Annotated in this window: 15 protein-coding genes and 1 pseudogene; 11 read left to right on the top strand and 5 right to left on the bottom strand. The window is 62.1% G+C overall.

The window, feature by feature from the left end; translation table 11 throughout:
* The first annotated feature begins 1 nt into the window (after position 1).
* From QRN42_RS17395 to QRN42_RS17380, 4 genes are all read left to right on the top strand, one after another.
* Complete coding sequence (locus QRN42_RS17395) at positions 2–1426, top strand: glycoside hydrolase family 32 protein (RefSeq protein WP_350224892.1); 1425 nt, start codon at positions 2–4, stop codon at positions 1424–1426.
* Between the two features lie 55 nt (positions 1427–1481).
* Positions 1482–2441 (top strand): PfkB family carbohydrate kinase, encoded by a 960-nt coding sequence (locus QRN42_RS17390; RefSeq protein WP_284980364.1) that lies wholly within the window; start codon positions 1482–1484, stop codon positions 2439–2441.
* Between the two features lie 451 nt (positions 2442–2892).
* Positions 2893–3474 (top strand): MarR family winged helix-turn-helix transcriptional regulator, encoded by a 582-nt coding sequence (locus QRN42_RS17385; RefSeq protein ID WP_284980363.1) that lies wholly within the window; start codon positions 2893–2895, stop codon positions 3472–3474.
* A gap of 17 nt (positions 3475–3491) precedes the next feature.
* Positions 3492–4865 (top strand): pyridoxal phosphate-dependent decarboxylase family protein, encoded by a 1374-nt coding sequence (locus QRN42_RS17380; protein WP_284980362.1) that lies wholly within the window; start codon positions 3492–3494, stop codon positions 4863–4865.
* Between the two features lie 319 nt (positions 4866–5184).
* Here QRN42_RS17380 and QRN42_RS17375 read toward each other — a convergent pair.
* Positions 5185–5379 (bottom strand): annotated as a pseudogene (locus QRN42_RS17375) (Hsp20/alpha crystallin family protein); the annotation flags it as partial.
* Positions 5380–5713: 334 nt separating this feature from the next.
* On the opposite strand from QRN42_RS17375, the gene QRN42_RS17370 reads away from it, so the two are divergent.
* Positions 5714–5953, top strand: coding sequence for a zinc-ribbon domain-containing protein (locus QRN42_RS17370; RefSeq protein WP_284980361.1), 240 nt, complete (start codon positions 5714–5716; stop codon positions 5951–5953).
* A 272-nt stretch (positions 5954–6225) separates the two neighbouring features.
* Here QRN42_RS17370 and QRN42_RS17365 read toward each other — a convergent pair whose 3' ends face one another.
* The 3 genes from QRN42_RS17365 to QRN42_RS17355 are packed head-to-tail and all read right to left on the bottom strand — an operon-like array spanning position 6226 to position 8094.
* Positions 6226–6744 carry a gluconokinase gene (locus tag QRN42_RS17365; RefSeq protein WP_284980360.1) on the bottom strand — a complete coding sequence of 173 codons (519 nt, stop codon included), beginning with the start codon at positions 6742–6744 and terminating at the stop codon, positions 6226–6228.
* Positions 6741–7052, bottom strand: coding sequence for a putative quinol monooxygenase (locus QRN42_RS17360; RefSeq protein ID WP_284976842.1), 312 nt, complete (start codon positions 7050–7052; stop codon positions 6741–6743). The genes QRN42_RS17365 and QRN42_RS17360 overlap by 4 nt, the downstream gene beginning before the upstream one ends.
* Positions 7053–7059: 7 nt before the next feature.
* A complete protein-coding gene (locus QRN42_RS17355; RefSeq protein ID WP_284976843.1) occupies positions 7060–8094 on the bottom strand; it encodes a LacI family DNA-binding transcriptional regulator in 1035 nt (344 codons plus the stop codon).
* A 241-nt stretch (positions 8095–8335) separates the two neighbouring features.
* Between QRN42_RS17355 and QRN42_RS17350 the strand changes: the two genes are divergently transcribed.
* The 6 genes from QRN42_RS17350 (at position 8336) to QRN42_RS17325 (ending at position 16904) form a co-directional block, all read left to right on the top strand.
* Positions 8336–9688, top strand: coding sequence for an NAD(P)H-dependent oxidoreductase (locus QRN42_RS17350; RefSeq protein WP_284976844.1), 1353 nt, complete (start codon positions 8336–8338; stop codon positions 9686–9688).
* 95 nt (positions 9689–9783) lie between these two features.
* The gene (locus QRN42_RS17345) at positions 9784–10818 is read left to right on the top strand and encodes a DctP family TRAP transporter solute-binding subunit (protein WP_284976845.1); all 1035 of its coding nucleotides are present in this window, start codon (positions 9784–9786) and stop codon (positions 10816–10818) included.
* Between the two features lie 78 nt (positions 10819–10896).
* Positions 10897–12816, top strand: coding sequence for a TRAP transporter large permease (locus QRN42_RS17340; RefSeq protein ID WP_284980359.1), 1920 nt, complete (start codon positions 10897–10899; stop codon positions 12814–12816).
* Positions 12817–12823: 7 nt separating this feature from the next.
* Positions 12824–13732 carry an NAD(P)-dependent oxidoreductase gene (locus QRN42_RS17335; RefSeq protein ID WP_284980358.1) on the top strand — a complete coding sequence of 303 codons (909 nt, stop codon included), beginning with the start codon at positions 12824–12826 and terminating at the stop codon, positions 13730–13732.
* Between the two features lie 435 nt (positions 13733–14167).
* Positions 14168–15304: an alkaline phosphatase family protein gene (locus tag QRN42_RS17330; protein WP_284980357.1), complete on the top strand. Its 1137-nt coding sequence runs from the start codon at positions 14168–14170 to the stop codon at positions 15302–15304.
* A gap of 31 nt (positions 15305–15335) precedes the next feature.
* Positions 15336–16904, top strand: coding sequence for a S53 family peptidase (locus QRN42_RS17325; RefSeq protein ID WP_284976849.1), 1569 nt, complete (start codon positions 15336–15338; stop codon positions 16902–16904).
* A gap of 314 nt (positions 16905–17218) precedes the next feature.
* On the opposite strand, the gene QRN42_RS17320 is transcribed toward QRN42_RS17325, so the two are convergent.
* Entirely contained in the window at positions 17219–18109 is an 891-nt protein-coding gene (locus tag QRN42_RS17320; RefSeq protein ID WP_284980356.1) for an SGNH/GDSL hydrolase family protein, read from the bottom strand.
* Positions 18110–18254 lie beyond the last annotated feature (145 nt).

The raw sequence follows: 18254 nt of genomic DNA, 5'->3' as shown, positions 1-18254 counted from the left end.
TATGCGTCCGAGCTATCATTTCAGCGTCCCGGACAACTGGAAGAATGACCCCCAGCGGCCCATCTACATCGACGGCGAATACCACTACTACTATCTCTACAACGCCGATTACCTTCAGGGCGGCGGAGGCACATCGTGGCGCCGTGCGACCACCACCGACCACGTTTCCTTCCGCGACCACGGCGTCGCGATCCCAAAGTTCAGCAACGAGAACGGCGACTGCTGGTCAGGATGCCTGGTCATCGACGAACGAAACACCGCCGGATACGGTGAGAACGCTGTCATAGCCCTTGTAACGCAGGCACCCCAGGGCCGCCAGGCCCAATACCTCTGGTACTCGACGGACCGCGGGCGCTCATTCCAATCCGGTGGCACCGCCCCGGTGCTACCAAACCCAGGCGTCCAGGACTTCCGCGACCCGAAAGTAATCTGGGACGCCGAGCGGGGGCACTGGTTCATGGTCAATGCCGAAGGCCAAAAACTCGGCTTCTACACATCTTCCAACCTGCACTCCTGGCAGCGGGTCGGCGAATTCATCCGCAACGATTTAGGGGTGCTTGAGTGCCCGGATCTTTTCCGGATGACCGCCGACGACGGTACTTCCCACTGGATTATCGGCACCAGCGCGAACGGAAAAGGCCGCGGCCTCCCGGCAACCTACGCGTACTGGACAGGCGCTTTTAACGGCACCACTTTTACGCCCGACCATTCCGAACCGGAATGGCTGGACTACGGCTACGACTTCTACGGAGCAGTGACCTACCCGCATCACGACTCATCCGGTGTGGAGGACCCCACCCTGCGCAGGGCCCTTGGATGGGCGAACTTCTGGGACTACCCACACAACACTCCCACCCTGGCAACCGATGCGTACAACGGCGACGACATGATCGTGCGCGACATCCGTCTCAAGAAGGGGAGCGGAAGCTACCACCTCGCCTCAACCCCTACCGCCGGCCTGAGCAACCACGTCAAGCGCACCCAGCGCCTAGGTGACGTCAAGGTAACAGGAACGCATGACCTCGATTTCCGTTCACTGGCCTATGACCTGACCTGTGAGCTGGTATGGGACCCGGCCAGCCCTCCAGCCAATATCGGTCTCGAGATCTGTCGCGCAGCGGGCGGAGGCCGGCACGTCGCCGTCGGCGCATTCCTCCGCGGCCCCTTCGCGTACCTCAACCGGCGACCCACAGTTAACCCCACCGGCGGGGAAAGCCAGACTCCCATCGACCCCTCAGCAGGGAGCCTCACCCTTCGTATCCTCGTGGACCGGACAAGCGTCGAAATGTTCGTAGGAGACGGACGCGTGGTGCACTCACACCGGGTGTTCCCCCTTGAAGGGGACAACGGAATCCGTCTCTATGCAGACGAAGGAACGGCAACTTTCGGCAACCTCACGATCAACGAGATGAACGCAACGCCTTAGCCCCTCCGAAACCTGAGCTGCCCCTTCCCTACCAGCACTGCCCGAAGAGACAAACATGGAAAACCTCAAAGCAGGTGGGCATGACGCCCAACAGCCCCCGGACGTCGTCGTTGTCGGAGAAGCCCTCATCGACGTGGTGACCACCCCAAACAGCCGGGAAGAGCATCCCGGTGGATCGCCTGCCAACGTCGCATACGGCCTCGGGCTCCTGGGCGTCACCACGGGACTGCTCACGGCCATCGCGCCCGATGCACGCGGAATATCCATAGAGAACCACCTCCGCCGGGCAGGAGTCGCTCTCCTGCCCGGATCAAGATCGCTTACCCGCACGGCAACAGCCACAGCAACCCTGGGACCAGACGGGTCCGCCACGTACGACTTCGACATCCACTGGGACCTGCCACGAGCAACGCCGGCCTACTTCCCGAAAATTCTCCACACCGGTTCCATAGCCACCTTCCTGAACCCCGGCGCCAATACTGTCAAAAGCCTGCTGGAACAAGCCCATACGCAGTGCACCATCACCTACGACCCGAACATCAGGCCATCCCTGCTCGGCAGCCACGCCGAAGCGAAAGCAACCTTCGAAGAACTCGTCTCCCTGACCGACGTCGTCAAACTCAGCGACGAAGACGCCCACTGGCTCTACCCCGGGAAAACACTGATGGAAACCGCGGACCACATCCTCCGACTCGGCACCGGGCTGACAGTGATAACCAAGGGGGCCGAAGGCTCCCAATTCACCTCCGCCGCCGCAACCATCACCATCCCCGCCGTCAAAGCCACAGTCGCGGACACCATAGGCGCCGGAGACTCCTACATGGCCGCACTGATCCTGGGCCTCCTCACCCGCGGCACCGAAGGGTTCGCCCCCACCGTCATGGAGCAGCTCGGACGCACCGCAACCGCAGCGGCCGCCATTACCGTTCAACGAGCCGGAGCGAACCCCCCGACACTGGACGAATTGAAATCTGCACTCGAAGTACCCACACCCCTTTCCCACACAATTGCATGATTTCGCTACTTCACACGCCGGAATAAGGTCGATGTTTAGCGTTGCTGAGGTATACCCAGCCTGACTTCCGATGCCCTCCAAAATGGCGTCAGGTTGGACTCATTTCACAGAATTCTGGCGGTCAGGCCGCAGGTTATAGGCCCTGAGCTGACAATTCGATCCGGTCAAGCTGGCTAGAGCGTCCCAAGTCATCCTGTCTCTGATCTTTCTCTGGTAATCACTTTATAAACTAGAGATCTAGCTTGTTTCTCGTGCTCAGGATCCCACCTTGGCACCGGGCTCGATGAAGGCGCCGCGTCCGGACTGCCTTGACTTCATAACGGTGCACTATCACGGGTCCGCCCGAAGCCGCATCCCCGTCCAACTAAGGCTCCAGGTGGCGCAGCTCGTCAATTGCCGCTAGACTTCTAGCGAATATGCCGACTGCCTTCCGATAGTTATTGGAGATACTGTGATCGCTGAAGACGCAGAGGACTCTGCAACCGCTGGTGAACCCTTCCGGATGAGTGCGAATGTCCAGAAGGCGAAGCGCATCGGGTCTTCTGAATACGAATCACTGGCCCGTGCTGCTGCCCTTGAGCTGTACCCGGACGTCAATTCGCCCGCCATGGCGTTGTGTTTCAATCTCATCCGAGCCGCAAACAGGATGACCACGGACATGGAAGTCTCCGTGCACCGCCCCATGGGCGTCAGCTTCGCCGGGTACCGCCTCTTGTTCACCATCAAGTCGGTGGGACAGGTCAACCCAAACGAGCTGGCCCGGTTGTCCAGCGTTTCCACGGCTTCCATAGCCAGCTTGCTCAACACATTGGAGAAGAGCGGGCTCGTTACCCGAGAACCAGATCCAGCGGACAAGCGCAAAACCGTGGTGCAGCTTTCGGACGAAGGCGAGCAGATGCTGGCCGAGCTCTTCCAGATCAACAACCAGCGCGAGCAAGCCTGGGCGGCGGGGCTCACCGAAACCGAAGCGTCGATCCTGGCGCAACTGCTGCGCAAGCTGTTGCTGCACCACCCGGCTCCCCGAACCAGCTAGAACTATAGGAGATACTCATGAGGGCTCAAGACGTCCGGTTGGACGACACCGTGATCGCCGAGCTAAGGCAACGCGCCAAAGACCTGGAGTCATATTCCACGTTGTGGAGCGGAGGACCAGCAATTGATGCAGCAGGCTCAGCTGCTCTTTCCTCCCTGGTTGAACGGCTGGCCAACATGTATCCGTACGGGGATGCAAAGTACATCGGCCAGCTCCTTAAGCCCCCGCACCCTGTGGCTTGGGTTGCGCAGGCCATTACAGCACTGATCAATCCGAATAACCATGCCATGGATGGAGGCCCGGCGACCGCGGTCCTGGAAAAGGAAGTCGTGGCCAAACTTGCTGCAATGTTCGGTTATGAAGAACATCTGGGGCATCTGACATCTTCCGGCACCATCGCAAATCTTGAGGCGCTCTGGGTTGCCAGGGAGTTGCATCCCGGCAAGGTCATTCTGTCCGGAACGAACGCCCACTACACGCACGAGCGCATGTGCCGGCTGCTCGGAACCCCGCACGAAACCATTCCGGAAGACGACCTCGGCCGTCTTTCAATGGCAGACCTCAGGACCCGGCTGGCGCAAGGCGGGGTCGGGACCGTTGTCGTCACTTTGGGCACGACTGGTCTTGGTGCACTGGACCAGGTCCATGAAGCCGCGGACCTGGCAGCCGAATTCGGAGCCCGGCTACATATCGATGCGGCCTACGGAGGATTCCACGCCCTCCTGGCAACTGGTCCCGAACCGCTGGTTGATCCTGCCCCCTTCCTGGCCATACGCCGAGCAGATTCAATCGTCGTAGATCCACATAAACACGGACTTCAACCCTACGGATGCGGATCTGTGCTCTTCGCTGACCCATCTGTCGGCAAGCTCTACTCGCACAATTCCCCCTACACCTACTTCACTTCTTCTGACCTTCATCTTGGTGAGATCAGCCTGGAGTGTTCCCGAGCGGGAGCGTCGGCGGCAGCATTTTGGACCACGGTTGAAGCACTGGGATTGTCACGCGAGGGAATGGGATCGATTATCGCCGACGGCCGAAAGGCCGCGCTGCAAATAGCTGACATCATCAGAGCCGCCGACGGCGCCGAACTCGTCGTCGAACCCGAACTTGACATCGTTTGCGCCTTCCCTCGACGTCCTACAACAGGGCAAATATCTGCGGCAACAGAAGATACGTTCGCGGCCATGGCCCAGGACGGCTGGCACCTGGCACTGTACCGGGTCGACAGCAAGTGGCTTGCGAAGAACCATCCATGGGTCGTAGTTGACAGCGACTACACAACTGTCCTGAGATCCTGTGCCATGAAACCCGAGCACCTCCAACTGGCCAAAGAATTCAGCCACCGCCTCATTGCGTCGATGGATCAACAACCCTCACGCAAAAGCTAAAGGCGTAGCATTCCCGTCCGCGCAGGGCGGTGAATCCGGATTACCACTGCCTTCCCGCGCGCACGGGCAACGGACGGCAAAGACCACGCAGACTTTCCGGCGTCCAGCCCGCACGCGCTGGCCTGCGGAGGCACCCGCCTCGATGCCGACCCGGCCGCCGGAACGATCAGAACCGAAACCGTCTGGAACGACGGCCCGCACTGAGCCTCTGGGCCGCAATCATCGCCTTATTCGCCCAGTCCACAAACCGCCTGTTCGGCCAACTCAGCCCCAAAGAGGCAGTCAACATTCGAGTCAGGACCTCCCGGCTCCGGGCAAACTACGCAGCGACCATATGCTGCTGGTCCACCTTGGTTTCAATTTCGATCTTGCGCGGCTTGGCCCTTTCGACGACCGGGACCCGCAGCGTCAGGACACCGCCGTTGTAGGTTGCCTTGATGGTCTCAGTGTCAAGGGTGTCACCCAGGATCAACTGGCGGCTTAAGACACCGCCCGGCCGCTCCGACGCGATCACCAGACCCGAACCCGGCCCCGCCGACGTCGAACTCCCACCGCACCTCAAAGATCGGTGACCCAAGGCTGTCGAACTCCCCCGTTTGCCGTCGGTTTGGCGTATTTCGAATGGTTTGAACTGTGAGAAGGTCCGGACCACGGCGAGCATTGGCGTTAGCAAGTATGCTTAGTATTTTGGAGGGGCTGCGCTCCGGTCCCAAGGTCCGGCCTTGGCCGACTACGACGGCGCCTTGTAACTGGGCCAAGGCATCAGCGTCCCCCCGGGCGGACTCACCGACCAAATCTCCCGAGCCGAACGAAAACCAGCTACACCCCACCATCGAAAGGTCACACCCATGTTCCTCCTCTTCGGACTCATCACCAGGCCCCGCGAGCTACCAGGTCGGACCGCCACATGCCAGCACTGCGGCCAATTCGTGCACCACCACCTCGAAGAGCGAACCACCAAACTCACACTCTTCTTCGTCCCCGTCCTCACCACCTCCAGAAGGCTGACGACCGTGTGCAGCAACTGCGGATACAGCTCAACGAGCAAAGCACCCCGGAACTCCCGCCCCCTCACCCCCGGCCAGTAGAACCCGTCATCGGAGGGAGTGTCCCTTTAAGGGTGGCCAACCGGGCGCTTCCGACCGCACAGCGCCATGGGGTCGCGATGAAAAGCCGCGGAAGTGTCCGGTTGCCACCTGGCAACGAGCGTCGTCGGGTCGTCCGATGACCATCATGACGTTCCAGCGGGCCTGAGCCGGGTATTTCGCTTCGGCATCCGCGATTGTTGGATTCAGAGGCTGATTACGCCGGAGACCGGCGGGAGCAGCGGCTGGACCTCGGACGTTCTTCAATGGTTTTGCTAGGGGTTCTGCGAGACCTCGTGAAGGGCATGCAGTTGCCCGAAGATCGTGTCGACGCTTGCATCTATGTCTTGAGCTGGCGGCACCCTCACCCCCGCTTCGTTTGTGTCGAGTGGTTCGAGGGTCTCCAGCTGGGATTGGAGGAGTGTGGCGGGCATGAAGTGTCCGGGACGGTCGGTTAGTCGCTCTTCCAGAAGGGATCGTTCAACGTCGAGTTGAATGAAGGTCGTCGCTGGCGCTGTGTCTCTGATTGCGTCCCTGTAGGCACGTTTTAGGGCGGAGCAGGCTACAACGATCCCGTCGGGATGGGGTGCGGCGAGTTCGTCCCCGACGAGTGTCAGCCAGGGCCATCGGTCCTCGTCCGTTAGCGGGATGCCCTGGGTCATCTTGTGGACGTTGGCCCGTGGGTGAAGGGAGTCGGAATCGACGAACTTGGCGCCCAGACGCTGTGCCAGGGCGGCGCCGACCGTTGACTTCCCTGCCCCGCAGACTCCCATGATGACGATGACGGGTTTCACAGGGTTCCTTGATCCGAGGTCCCGGCGGGAATCGGGGAAAGCCTGGTCACGTCAACGGGTCCCTGCAGGAGTCCTTCCAGTGAAGCGTTGAGACGCTTGACGGGTTCTCCTGCCCCGTGCGCATCCAACAGTTCGGCGCTGTCCCACTTTTCGATCATGACTATCTGGCCGTTGGGGGCTCCGTGGATGGCGTACAGCTGGCACCCTGGTTCCTTGTGCACCTCAGCGATGGCAGGGGTCAGGGCTTCGGCCACCTGGTCGAAGGCCCCTTCGTTGGGAGTGAAGACGGCGGTAACGATGACGCTCATGGTTTCCTTATCGGGTTGGGGTGAGCAGGAGCGGTGCGCAACTGCTGCGTGGGACGAAGTCGGCTTTCACTTCGACGGTGCGGGGAGTCTCCGGGAGCTTGCCATTCATGCGTCCGAGCACGAGTTCCAGGGAGTGGACTGCGAGCATGGAGATGGGTTGGCGGATCACGCTCAGCGGCGGGCTTGTCACCTCGGTCCAGGGATTGTCGTCGAAGACAATGACCGACAGGTCCTCCGGGATCCGTACGCCCATTTGAACGAGGCGCCGGACGGAGCTTTGCACCTGGGCGGTGTTGGCGACGATTAGTCCGGTGGGTCGGTTGGCCAAGGAGAGGAGCGAACCGACCGCGTCGCCTCCGCCGTCTCCCCTGAACGGCACGTCCCTGATCAGTTGGGGGTCGATGCTGATCGAATGTTTCTCATGCGCGGCTTGGTACCCCTGAATCCTGGCACGTCCCGTGGAAGTGCTGACGGGCCCGGAAATAAGGCCGATCCGGGTGTGCCCCAGGCTGAGCATGTAGTCGGTCGCCTGCCTTGCTGAATCGACATTTTCGATACTTACGAGATCGACATTCGCCAGATCCGGGATAGTACGGTCGACGAAGACGACGTTCACACCCAAAGACTGCAGGCGCGCCCACTTCTCAACATTGGCGCCGGTGGGCGTGGCGATAACTCCCCCGACCGAGCGGTCAAGGAGGGTGTCCAGGGAGTCAGCCTCAAGATGCGGGTCTTCCTGGGTGGTCATGACCACCACCTGGACACCGTGGCTGCGCGCTTCCCAAACGATGCGGTCGGCTAGCTGGGCGAAGAAGGGGTTGGCGAGGTCCGCGACGACCAGCCCGACCGTTGGCGTGTGGCCGACACTGAGTTCGCGGGCGGCCGATCGCGGCCGGTACCCCAGTTCCTCGATGACCCCCAGCACCATGTCACGCTTTGCCGGTGCGACAGGCCCTGATTCGGGATTCAGGACCCGGGAAACGACGGAAACTGACACGCCCGCCGCCGACGCGACGTCACGAATAGTTGGTGCTTTCTTCACTTCTTCTCCTCATCGAGTCCTGTATCCCACTGCCAGAGACCTCACTTGCCTCGGGGTCCTGCTATGCGGCGGTGTTTACTTGGCGCATCCGTTTGTGACTGTTGACACAGCCTAACAGCAACTGGTACAAAAGTGGAACCGGTTCCACTCCGGTCCCAGTTTTCCACGCGTCGACGAAGAAGTTGCTCCGCTGATCCTGCGGATGGTCCTTCCGACACCAAATGTAACCAGAGAGATCCCCATGAACCTCCACAAACTTCTTAGCGACCGCGAGCAGCAGAGCCGCCCCGTTCGAGTAGGACTCATCGGGGCCGGTCGTTACGGCACGATGTACTTGGCCCAAGCAAACAATATTCCCGGGATTCACGTCGTGGCGATCGCCGACATCAACGTCAAGCGAGCGCAGGGCGCCTTCGATCTTGTTGGCTGGCCTAAGAACCAGATCGCGCCGGACATCGCTACGGCTCTGAAGGACCGCTCGACGACGATTGTTGCGAACGCCGATGAACTGTTTGATGTGGACATCGACGTCATCGTGGAGGCAACCGGCAATCCGATTGTCGGGGTCAAGCACGCCCTGAGAGCAATCGAAACGAAAAAACACATCATCATGGTCACCGTCGAAGCCGACGCATTGGCAGGACCGGCTCTGGCCAAGCGAGCCGAAGAGGCAGGAGTGGTGTACTCCATGGCTTACGGTGACCAGCCGGCACTCATCATGGAACTCGTTGATTGGGCCCGCACGAGTGGCTTCGATGTGGTCTGTGCAGGCAAAGGCGCCAAGTACCTCGAGCACTATCACGAGATGAACCCGGACAACGTCTGGGAGAACTGGGAGTTCTCGAAGGAACTCACGGACTCGGGCCAGCTGAACCCGAACATGCACACATCCTTCCGTGACGGCACCAAGGCTTCCATCGAAATGGCCGCCGTCGCTAATGGCGCGGGCCTGGTACCCTCCGACAACGGGCTGACCTTCACCCCCGGTGACGTAGAGGAGATCGCTACGATCTGCCGGCCGGCCGACCTCGGCGGCGCCCTCGCTCACGAGGGGACCGTCGACGTGATGTCCAGCGTCAAGCGCGACGGGACCTGGATCCCCCACAACACCCAGGAAGGCGTGTTCGTCGTCGTCAAAGCGACCAATGATTATGTCGCAGGCTGCTTCACTGAGTACCCGTGGCACCCCGACCCCACCGGCCAGTACGCGGCCCTTTACCGCCCCTACCACTACGTCGGCCTGGAACTGAACATGTCGATCGCCAACGCAGCCCTTCGAGGTATCTCCACCGGTTCGCCCCTCGGCTTCTTCGGGGACGTCGTTGCCACCGCGAAGAAAGACCTTAAAGCCGGTGAGTTCCTTGACGGTGAAGGCGGTTACACCGTCTGGGGCAAGCTGGTCTCGGCCAAGCACTCGGTCAGCATCGGCGCACTGCCGGTGGCCTTGGCCCACCACGTGGAACTGCGCAATGACATCGCCAAGGGCGCCACGGTCCGCTGGGAAGACGTCATCATGGACGACTCCTTGGCCCAAGCGCTGGAACTCCGACGGGAAACCGAAGCGCTCGCCGTCGAATCCGTCCTCAGCGCCTGACCCGTCCGCACTAAACCGGGCGCGGCGAACGAACTTCAGCTGATAGAAGTTCACGCCTCGCTGAAAAGATTCCTTCCAATGAAGAAAGGCTTCACATGAAAACCAAAATCCGAACCCTCACTGGAGCATTGGCATGCACCTTGGCCGCCTCCCTCCTCGCCGGCTGTGCATCAGGGGCGGCCGGCGGTAATGGAAACGCCGCACCCGCGAAAATCCAGCTTTCCATCCCGGACCCAATCGACTCGTCTGTCGGGGTTTCCGCCCAGCACTTCGCAGACCAGGTTAAGAAGACCTCGAACGGGTCCGTTCAGGTCACTGTGGTTCCTAACGGAACCAGTTTCAGTGGAGACCAGAACGCTGCAGTCACCAGACTGCAGGGTGGTTCCTTGGACGCCCTGATCCTGTCAACCTCGGTGTATGCCTCCGTGGTGCCGGAAATGAACGGCATCAGCATCCCTTACCTGTTCAAAGACACCACACAGGAAGCTGCCTTCCTCAGCGGCAAGCCTGGCCAAGTGCTCAAAGACAAGCTCGCCGCGAAGGACACCATTGCGCTTGGCTTCATGACGCGGACGGGCCGTGTCATCACCAACTCCGTGCGCCCCATCGAACAACCCGCAGACCTTAAGGGCCTGAAAATCCGCGTTCCCGGGAACCCGTTGTGGACGGACTTCTTCGGAGCTTTGGGCGCCAGCCCTACCACCATGGCTTTTTCCGAGGTCTTCACCGGGCTGCAGACCGGGACCATCAACGGGCAGGAAAACCCGATCGAGGTGCCGTGGACCAACAAGTTCTCAGAAGTCCAGAAGTATGTTTCCATGACGAACCACATCAATGATGCCTGGGTCCTGGCCTTGTCATCCAAAAAGTGGGGCACACTCTCTGCCGACCAAAAGAAAGCCCTGACGGACGCCTCCGCGGAAACGGCTACCTTCAAGACCGGTTACGACCAGGAACAGTCCAAAAAGCAGCTGGACGACCTGAAGTCCAAGGGCATGCAGGCTAATGACGTCAGCGCGTCGGGCCTTCAAGAATTCAAGGCCGTCTCCAAGAGCCTCTACCCGAAATTCTCCGCACTGATCGGCAAAGACTTCTTCGATCAGGCAGTCTCATTTACCTCATCCAACTAGCCAGCTAGGGGCCGGGGTGTTAACCGCACCCCGGCCGTCCTCCATCTCCCGCTCTCAATGTCGACAGTCTGGAAAATCATGAAACGCACCCTCCTCCCTGAGGAACTCGAGGAAATCCTCCCAACCGATGCTGAGGAGATCTTGCACCACGGACATGTCCCGGAGCGCTGGAGCGGGGCCGTGTGGTTCGACAAGACCCTCGAATGGCTGGTTGGTTCGGCCATCGTCGCTGAGCTCCTCGTCATTCTGTTGAACATCCTGGTCAGACTCGTCACCGGAAACTCGGTGCTCTGGACCCAGGAGGTCTCCGAGATCGCGCTCCTGACTATCGCCTTCATCGGCGGGGCGATCGCCTACCCCAAGGGCGCACACATGTCCGTCCAGGCACTCATCATGCGGTTGCCGGCCACCTGGAAACCCTACCTGGCAGCCCTTGTCGACTGCCTGGTGTTCGTGATGAGCGCCGGATCCTTCGCCCTCTACGTCCCCACTCTCGTCCAGCAGATCGAGGAGAAAACCCCGATCCTCCAGCTGCCCGTGTTCTGGGTCTCCCTACCCTTCTCCGCCGGGATGATCCTCATCGCATGGTTCGCCGTCGTCAAACTGTGGCGTCAGAAGCCGCGCCCGGTACTCATGGCAGCAGGCATCACGGCGGTTTTGATTGCCCTGGTGATTATCAGCCCACCGCTGTTCTACTACGCATCCCCCAACGTTCTCTTGGGGGTCGTGCTAGCCGTTCTGTTCATCCTGCTGTTCCTCGGTCTTCCCATCGCCTTCGTCCTGGCGTTGGCCTCGGGAATTTACCTCTACCTGGGCGGCATCTCAGAGGTCAGCGCCATCCCGATCGGCATGGCCTCCGGCGCCAAGGGCTTCGTCCTCCTCGCCATCCCGTTCTTCATCCTCGCCGGCACCGTCATGAACTCCGCCGGGCTGACACTTCCCTTGGCCAAACTCGTCGACGCACTCATCGGGCACCTGCGCGGTGGCCTGCTCCAGGTCGTCGTCGTGACCATGTACATCTTCTCCGGCATCTCCGGATCTAAAGTCGCAGACGTCGCAGCCGTCGGCACAACGATGCGGAACATGCTCGAAGAACGTAAGTACCCCCGCGGGGAAGTCGTAGCAGTCCTGTCTGCCTCCGCCGTCATGGGCGAAACCATCCCACCAAGCATCGTCCTCCTTGTCCTAGGGTCGATCACCACAATCTCCACCACCACGCTGTTCCTGGCCGGGTTCCTGCCCGCAGCATTCCTGGCCCTGGTGGTAATGGCGCTTGTTTTCCTCCGCGCCAAGAAGCAAGGCGGCGTAGCCAGCCCCAAGGCGACCTGGCGGGCACGGGGGTCCGCGTCCTTCTTCGCCATCCCCACACTGCTGCTCCCAGTCGGCATGGTCGCCGGGATCCTCACCGGCTTCGCGACCCCCACCGAAGTCTCATCCGTCGCCGTCGCGTACGCATTCATCCTCGCTGCCGCATATCGGCGGGGCAGCAAGCGCCTGCTGGGCGACACCCTTAGGGAGACCACGACGACGGCGGGAATGGTTCTGTTCATCATCGCCGCCGCCTCCCCGCTCGCCCAGACCCTCGCCCTCGCCGGGGTTTCCCAACAGATTCACGACTTGATGTCAGGGCTGGGTGACTCACCGCTGCTCTTCATGCTTTTCACCATCGTGCTGCTCGTCATCATGGGCCAACTGTTGGAGGGCCTGCCTGCTGTCCTGATCTTCGCGCCCCTGCTGCTGCCCATCGCGACCAGCTTTGGCGTGAATCCCGTGCAGTACGCAATGGTCCTCATCATCTCCATGGGCATCGGGTCATTTGCACCCCCGGCCGGTGTCGGCTTCTACGTCGCCTGCGCAACCGGACACGAAACCGTGGAACGGAGCCTCAAACACTTCTGGCCCTACCTCTTCGCCCTATTCATCGGGCTGCTGGTACTCGCCGCAGTCCCCTGGTTCAGCACCTTCCTGCCCGCCCTCGCCGGCCTCATCCCCTTCTAAAACGAACATGACAATACCGAACTCCAACCAGCACAACAGCCGCGGCCCCCTCCTGTCCGTAGCCCTATTGGGCACCGGCCCGATGGGAGCACCGATTGCCCGGAATATCCTCGCCCACCAGATTCCCCTAACACTGTGGAACCGAACACCACAAAAGGCCCGAGCAATCGCAGGCGCCACCGTCGCAGCCACCCCGGCCAACGCCGCACGCGAGATCGTGGTGACCGTCCTGCCCGACCTGCCCCAAGTCGAAGCACTCCTGCACGGTGAGCACGGCCTGCTCAAGGGATGGAAGGACGCACGAATTCACCATCCGATCCTCATCATCCATGGAACCGTCTCACCAGTGGCCGTCGCGAACTTCGCCAAGGACTGCCTTCAAAACTGGGGCGTAACCGTCTTGGACGCGCCCCTGAGCGGCGGAACCATCGGAGCAGAAGAAGGCCGACTCAGCATCATGGCCGGCGGGCCTGCCGAGGCATTCGAACGCGTGGCCCCGCTGTTCGAGACCTACAGCACGACCGCCGTGTGGTTCGGAGAAACCGGAGCCGGGTCAACTGTCAAAGCCTGCAACCAAATCGTGGTCGCCGCCACCGTGACCGCCCTTGCCGAAGCAATGGCCCTCGCCGCCGCAACGGGTCTGGACCTGGAAAAAGTGCAAAGAGTCCTCGCGGGCGGACTGGCGAACTCGGAGGTGCTTACCCAAAAAGGAAAACGCTGGATCGACCAGGACTTCCACGGTGGCGGATCCGCCAAAAATCAGCTGAAGGACCTCAACTTCATCGCAGAAACAGCCGGCCACACAGGACTCAAACTCCCACTGGCCACGTGCCTGCGGTCCGCATTCGCAAACATGCTCGCAGCAGGCGACGGCGACCTGGACCACACTGGAATCTATCGAACCATCCGCACCTAGTTACGCTTCGGCCTACCCCAGGTCACCGGTCAGTGTTCGGCGGCCCGCGATGTCGGGGCGGCCTGACGAGGACTCATCCGTCCGTCTACGGACTTTCTGCGTTGTAGGCCTTGTCCAGGCGGTCGCACGGCCCGCGGTGGGCCGCCTCAGCAGCCGCGCGCCTGGCGTTTCGGTCGCGTAGACCTCACCCGTCGATTTAATGGTGCGTGTAATGGTGCGTGTGACTTCGACGCCGAAGTCGCACAGCACCGACCCGCCTGGCTCGTTCGAATCGTGGTAGACGAACATATTATGGCCCCCCCGACCAAAGACACATGCGTGGGTGAACATTTCTGAAAAGGGAGCACAACCACTCTCATATGGGCCGCTTTGCGCATAGTCTCGGTGTTAACCGATTAGGCGACCGGGTTGCCCGGCCGGGGAAACGGGGATGTCATGACGGACAACAACCGAGTCAAGCGTGTTGTGGTGATGGTCCAGGAAAACCACACCACGGACAACTACTTCCGGACGCTGGCTCCCTACGGGGCCGACGTTGCATCGGACTGGCCGGTTCAGCCCAACCCGCCGTCGGCGGATCAGCCGCACGACCGGCACGCTTACTACCGCTGGCTTACAGGGCAGCACAAGGCGACCCGCACCCAGTTCGACACTGCTACGACCTTGCCGTTCTACGCGCACCTGGCCCTGACTGGGGCGTTCCTGGAGAACCATTGCAGCGGCTTCGGCACGAACTCCACTCCGAACCATCTGCTGCTCGTCGGCGGCCAGTCACCGACGCTGCGCAACCCGTCCCGGGCGCAGCCTCCGCCCTTGTGGGACATGCCCTCGGTTCCCGGGCTCGCTGACGCCGCCGGCATCGGCTGGGCGTGCTACACCGGCAGCAGCAATTATCCGGCCGGTTTCTACCAGCAGCTCAACGGCTCCGAAAACCTGATTCCCAACTCGCACTTCGTCGCCGACGCCGCCACCGGGAAACTGCCGCCGCTGGTCTATCTGTGGCACGACTCCCCCGAAGACGAACACCCCACCGCCGATGTCACGATCGGGATGAACAAGGTCTGGGAATCGGTGGACGCCGTCGTCACATCCGGCGGCTGGGACGAGACAGTGTTCTTGCTGACCTGGGACGACTGGGGCGGCTGGGATGACCACGTCGCCACCCCGAACGTGGAACACACCCCGGACGGCGTGCAGCTCGCCTACGGACCCCGCGTCCCGCTGATCATGTTCGGCGGACCGGTCAAACCGGGCATCGACAGCCGCTGGTCAAACCACACCGGCATCCCGAAGACCGTGATGCAGCTGCTCGGCCTGCCCAAACTCGGCGTCGACCGCGTCGATAACGACCCAGGGCTCGTGGACCTGGTCGACCCGGCCGTCCACAACCCTGCGCCTCCAGCCTACGGCTCACACATCAACTTGCCCGCTCCCCCGCAGCCGGCACCCGCGCCCAAACCATTGCCGGCCCCGCCAGTACTTTCGTCCTCCCCAGTGCCCCCGGTGGTACTACGGGGCGGCGGTAGCCTTCCTCCGCCGAACGACGTTCCCCTGACAACGACCAAGCCCTGAACAGGAACGGCCCCACGAACGGAGCAATCTCATGTCCGAACACACCAACAACAACACCATGCCCGAGCACACCGGCAGTGTCCCGCTTGCCGGTTCCGAACGTCCGGCGGCCGCACGGATCCAGGCCGCGCACGGGCCCGTCGATCCCTCCCGCAGAATTGAAGTAACGGTTATCCTGCGCCGTCAGGAACCACTCCCCGAGACCCCCGCCGGGCCGATCTCGCGGGACGAGCTCGCGGCCCGCCACGGAGCCTCAGCCGCTGATCTTCGCCTTGCCACTACTACGTTCACCCAGCTCGGCGCGGAGGTCCTCGAAACGGACCCCGCATCCCGGCGCATCCGTCTGGCCGGAACCGTGGACCAGCTAAGCCGGATCTTCGGCACCAGCCTGGAAGAAGTCACCAGCAGCGGACCCCACGGCCACGACGTCACCCACCGGCACCGGACCGGAAGCCTTCAGATCCCGGCAGAACTGGACGGCGTCGTCACCGCCGTGCTGGGCCTCGACGACCGCCCCCAGGCCCGGGCGCAATTCCAGTCGATCCCGCTGTCCGCAACGGGCACCAGCTACACCCCTCCCGAGCTGGCCAGGATCTACAACTTCCCGCCCGGGGCGGACGGCACCGGCCAGACTGTAGCCATCATCGAACTCGGCGGCGGCTTCGGCCAGGGGGACCTTGACGCCTATTTCGGCAGTCTCGGGATCACCGGGCCGCGCGTCACCGCCGTCGGCGTCGACGGCGTCGTCAACCGTCCCGGCCAGGACCCGACGGGTGCGGACGGTGAAGTTATGCTCGACATCGAAGTGGTCGGCGCACTGGCACCAAAAGCGGACATCCTCGTCTACTTCGCACCCAATACCGACGCCGGGTTCCTTGACGCGATCATCAACGCATCCCACGCGACTCCGGCGCCAGCTGCCATCAGCATCAGCTGGGGACAGAACGAGGACGCCTGGACCGCCCAGGCGCGGACCGCGTTCGACCAGGCCCTCGCCGACGCTAACGCCCTCGGCGTGACCGTCACCGCAGCGGCCGGTGACAACGGCAGCGCCGACGGGGCAACGGACGGCAAAGACCACGCAGACTTTCCGGCGTCCAGCCCGCACGCGCTGGCCTGCGGAGGCACCCGCCTCGATGCCGACCCGGCCGCCGGAACAATCAGAACTGAAACCGTCTGGAACGACGGCCCGCACTCAGCCACGGGCGGCGGTTACAGCGACGCTTTCCCCGTCCCGGTCTGGCAGAAGGCCCTGACTTCCCCCGCCCCCGGAAAAAATGGCCGCGGTGTCCCGGACGTCAGCGGTGTCGCCGACCCGCAGACCGGGTACAAAGTCAGGGTTGACGGCAAAGACATGGTCATCGGCGGCACCAGCGCCGTGGCACCGCTCTGGGCCGCACTCATCGCCTTATTCGCCCAGTCAACAAACCGCCGGTTCGGCCAGCTCCAGCCGCTCCTCTACGGCCTTCGGTCAGGATTCCACGACATCACCACCGGGAACAACGGCACCTACAAGGCCTCGGCCGGCTGGGACCCCTGCACAGGCCTCGGCAGCCCCGACGCGACAGCCCTGCTGGCCGGCATCAAGTCCGCCCACTAAACCGACGAAAACCGGCCACCGGCGTTTGCTGGGGGCCGCATGTAGGGAGGAGCGGGACACCCACTGCCTATGCGCTGACTGGCGGAACCCTCGCGGTCAATTCCGGCGGGAACAGGCCATGTATCGGGAAAGGAGTGTAAGAGTTCAGGGCGTGCTGGGCGAAGTCCACGTCCGAGGCGGTCGTATCAATCCATTCGGCATCGAGATCTACTTCTGCGATCCACACTCCTCTGGCAACGCGGCATCAACGAAAACACCTGCAGCGTCCTTGCTCTTGCCGCCAGCCTTCACGGCACCGTTCTGTATCTTGTCGGCTAGAGCTGTGCGGGCTTCAGCTGACTCAGGACGGCGGCCATGTAGCCGTTGATGTAGCCGGCGGCGTTGGGATGGAAGTTGGAGTCCGCAGTCGGGTTGGTCGGGTCGAATGCCACCCACGGATCTGTGGTGTTTGCTTCATGGCCGGCGAACTTACCGGCGGCGTCCACGTACTGGGTCTTGGCGCCTTCGCCTGCTGCAATCCCGGCAGCCTGGGCGAGCACGGCGTTCAGCTTGTCTGTACCGGCGTTGACCAACTGCTGATTGGCCGGCGTGAGGATGGTCGGTATGCCGCTGGAGGGGTTGAAGAAGTGGACGTAGCCGACGACCCCGATTTTGGCGTTTGGGGCCTGGCTGTGAATGGCGTTGTAAGTCTGGACCAGCGCAGGTAGGAGGAGCGTCTGCGCCGCGTTCACGGCAGAGTCCACGTAGCCTGCACAGTGCTGGGGATCGATCGCGCAACCGCCGAGAACCTTCGAGGCGCCGACATCGGTGCCCCCGGCAGTGATGGTGACCATCCCGGTGGTAGCGCTGAGCTGTCTGCTGACGGCCAGCTTGGCGATCTGTTCGGTCACCGTCGGCGTCAGGCCGTCATAGAAAGGGCTTGACTGCGAGAGTGCAGCGTCGTGGCACGCGGCGTTGGTAACCAGGTTAATGCGGCCGGTGGCTCCGAGGTCGCCCGGATACCCTGGAGGGCTCTGCCAGCACGGGAGGCCCGCAGGCCTGAACTCGCCGCCTGACCCCGTCCCGGCCGTGAAGGAGTCACCGATGGCGACAAAATCCACCTTTGCCCGCGGGGCGGCTTCGGCCGGTGCGGTGATGAGTCCAGCGGCCGCTGTCAAGGCCACTGCGGCGGTTGCGCCGGCGAGTCCGAGCCGAAATCCAACCATGACGATCCATCCTTCCCTTTTTACCGGGCAGTCCTGAGGGCGCTGGCCCAAAACGCAGTCTACGAATAGATTGCCCGGGCCAACAGGGTCCGCGTTGACTCATGGAAAAGGTCCGCGGAGCCGGGTACGTTGCCTCATCGGAAAA

The organism is Arthrobacter sp. fls2-241-R2A-200 (assembly GCF_030209745.1).
Lineage (GTDB): Bacteria > Actinomycetota > Actinomycetes > Actinomycetales > Micrococcaceae > Arthrobacter.
This window is presented reverse-complemented; position numbering and strand designations above follow the sequence as displayed.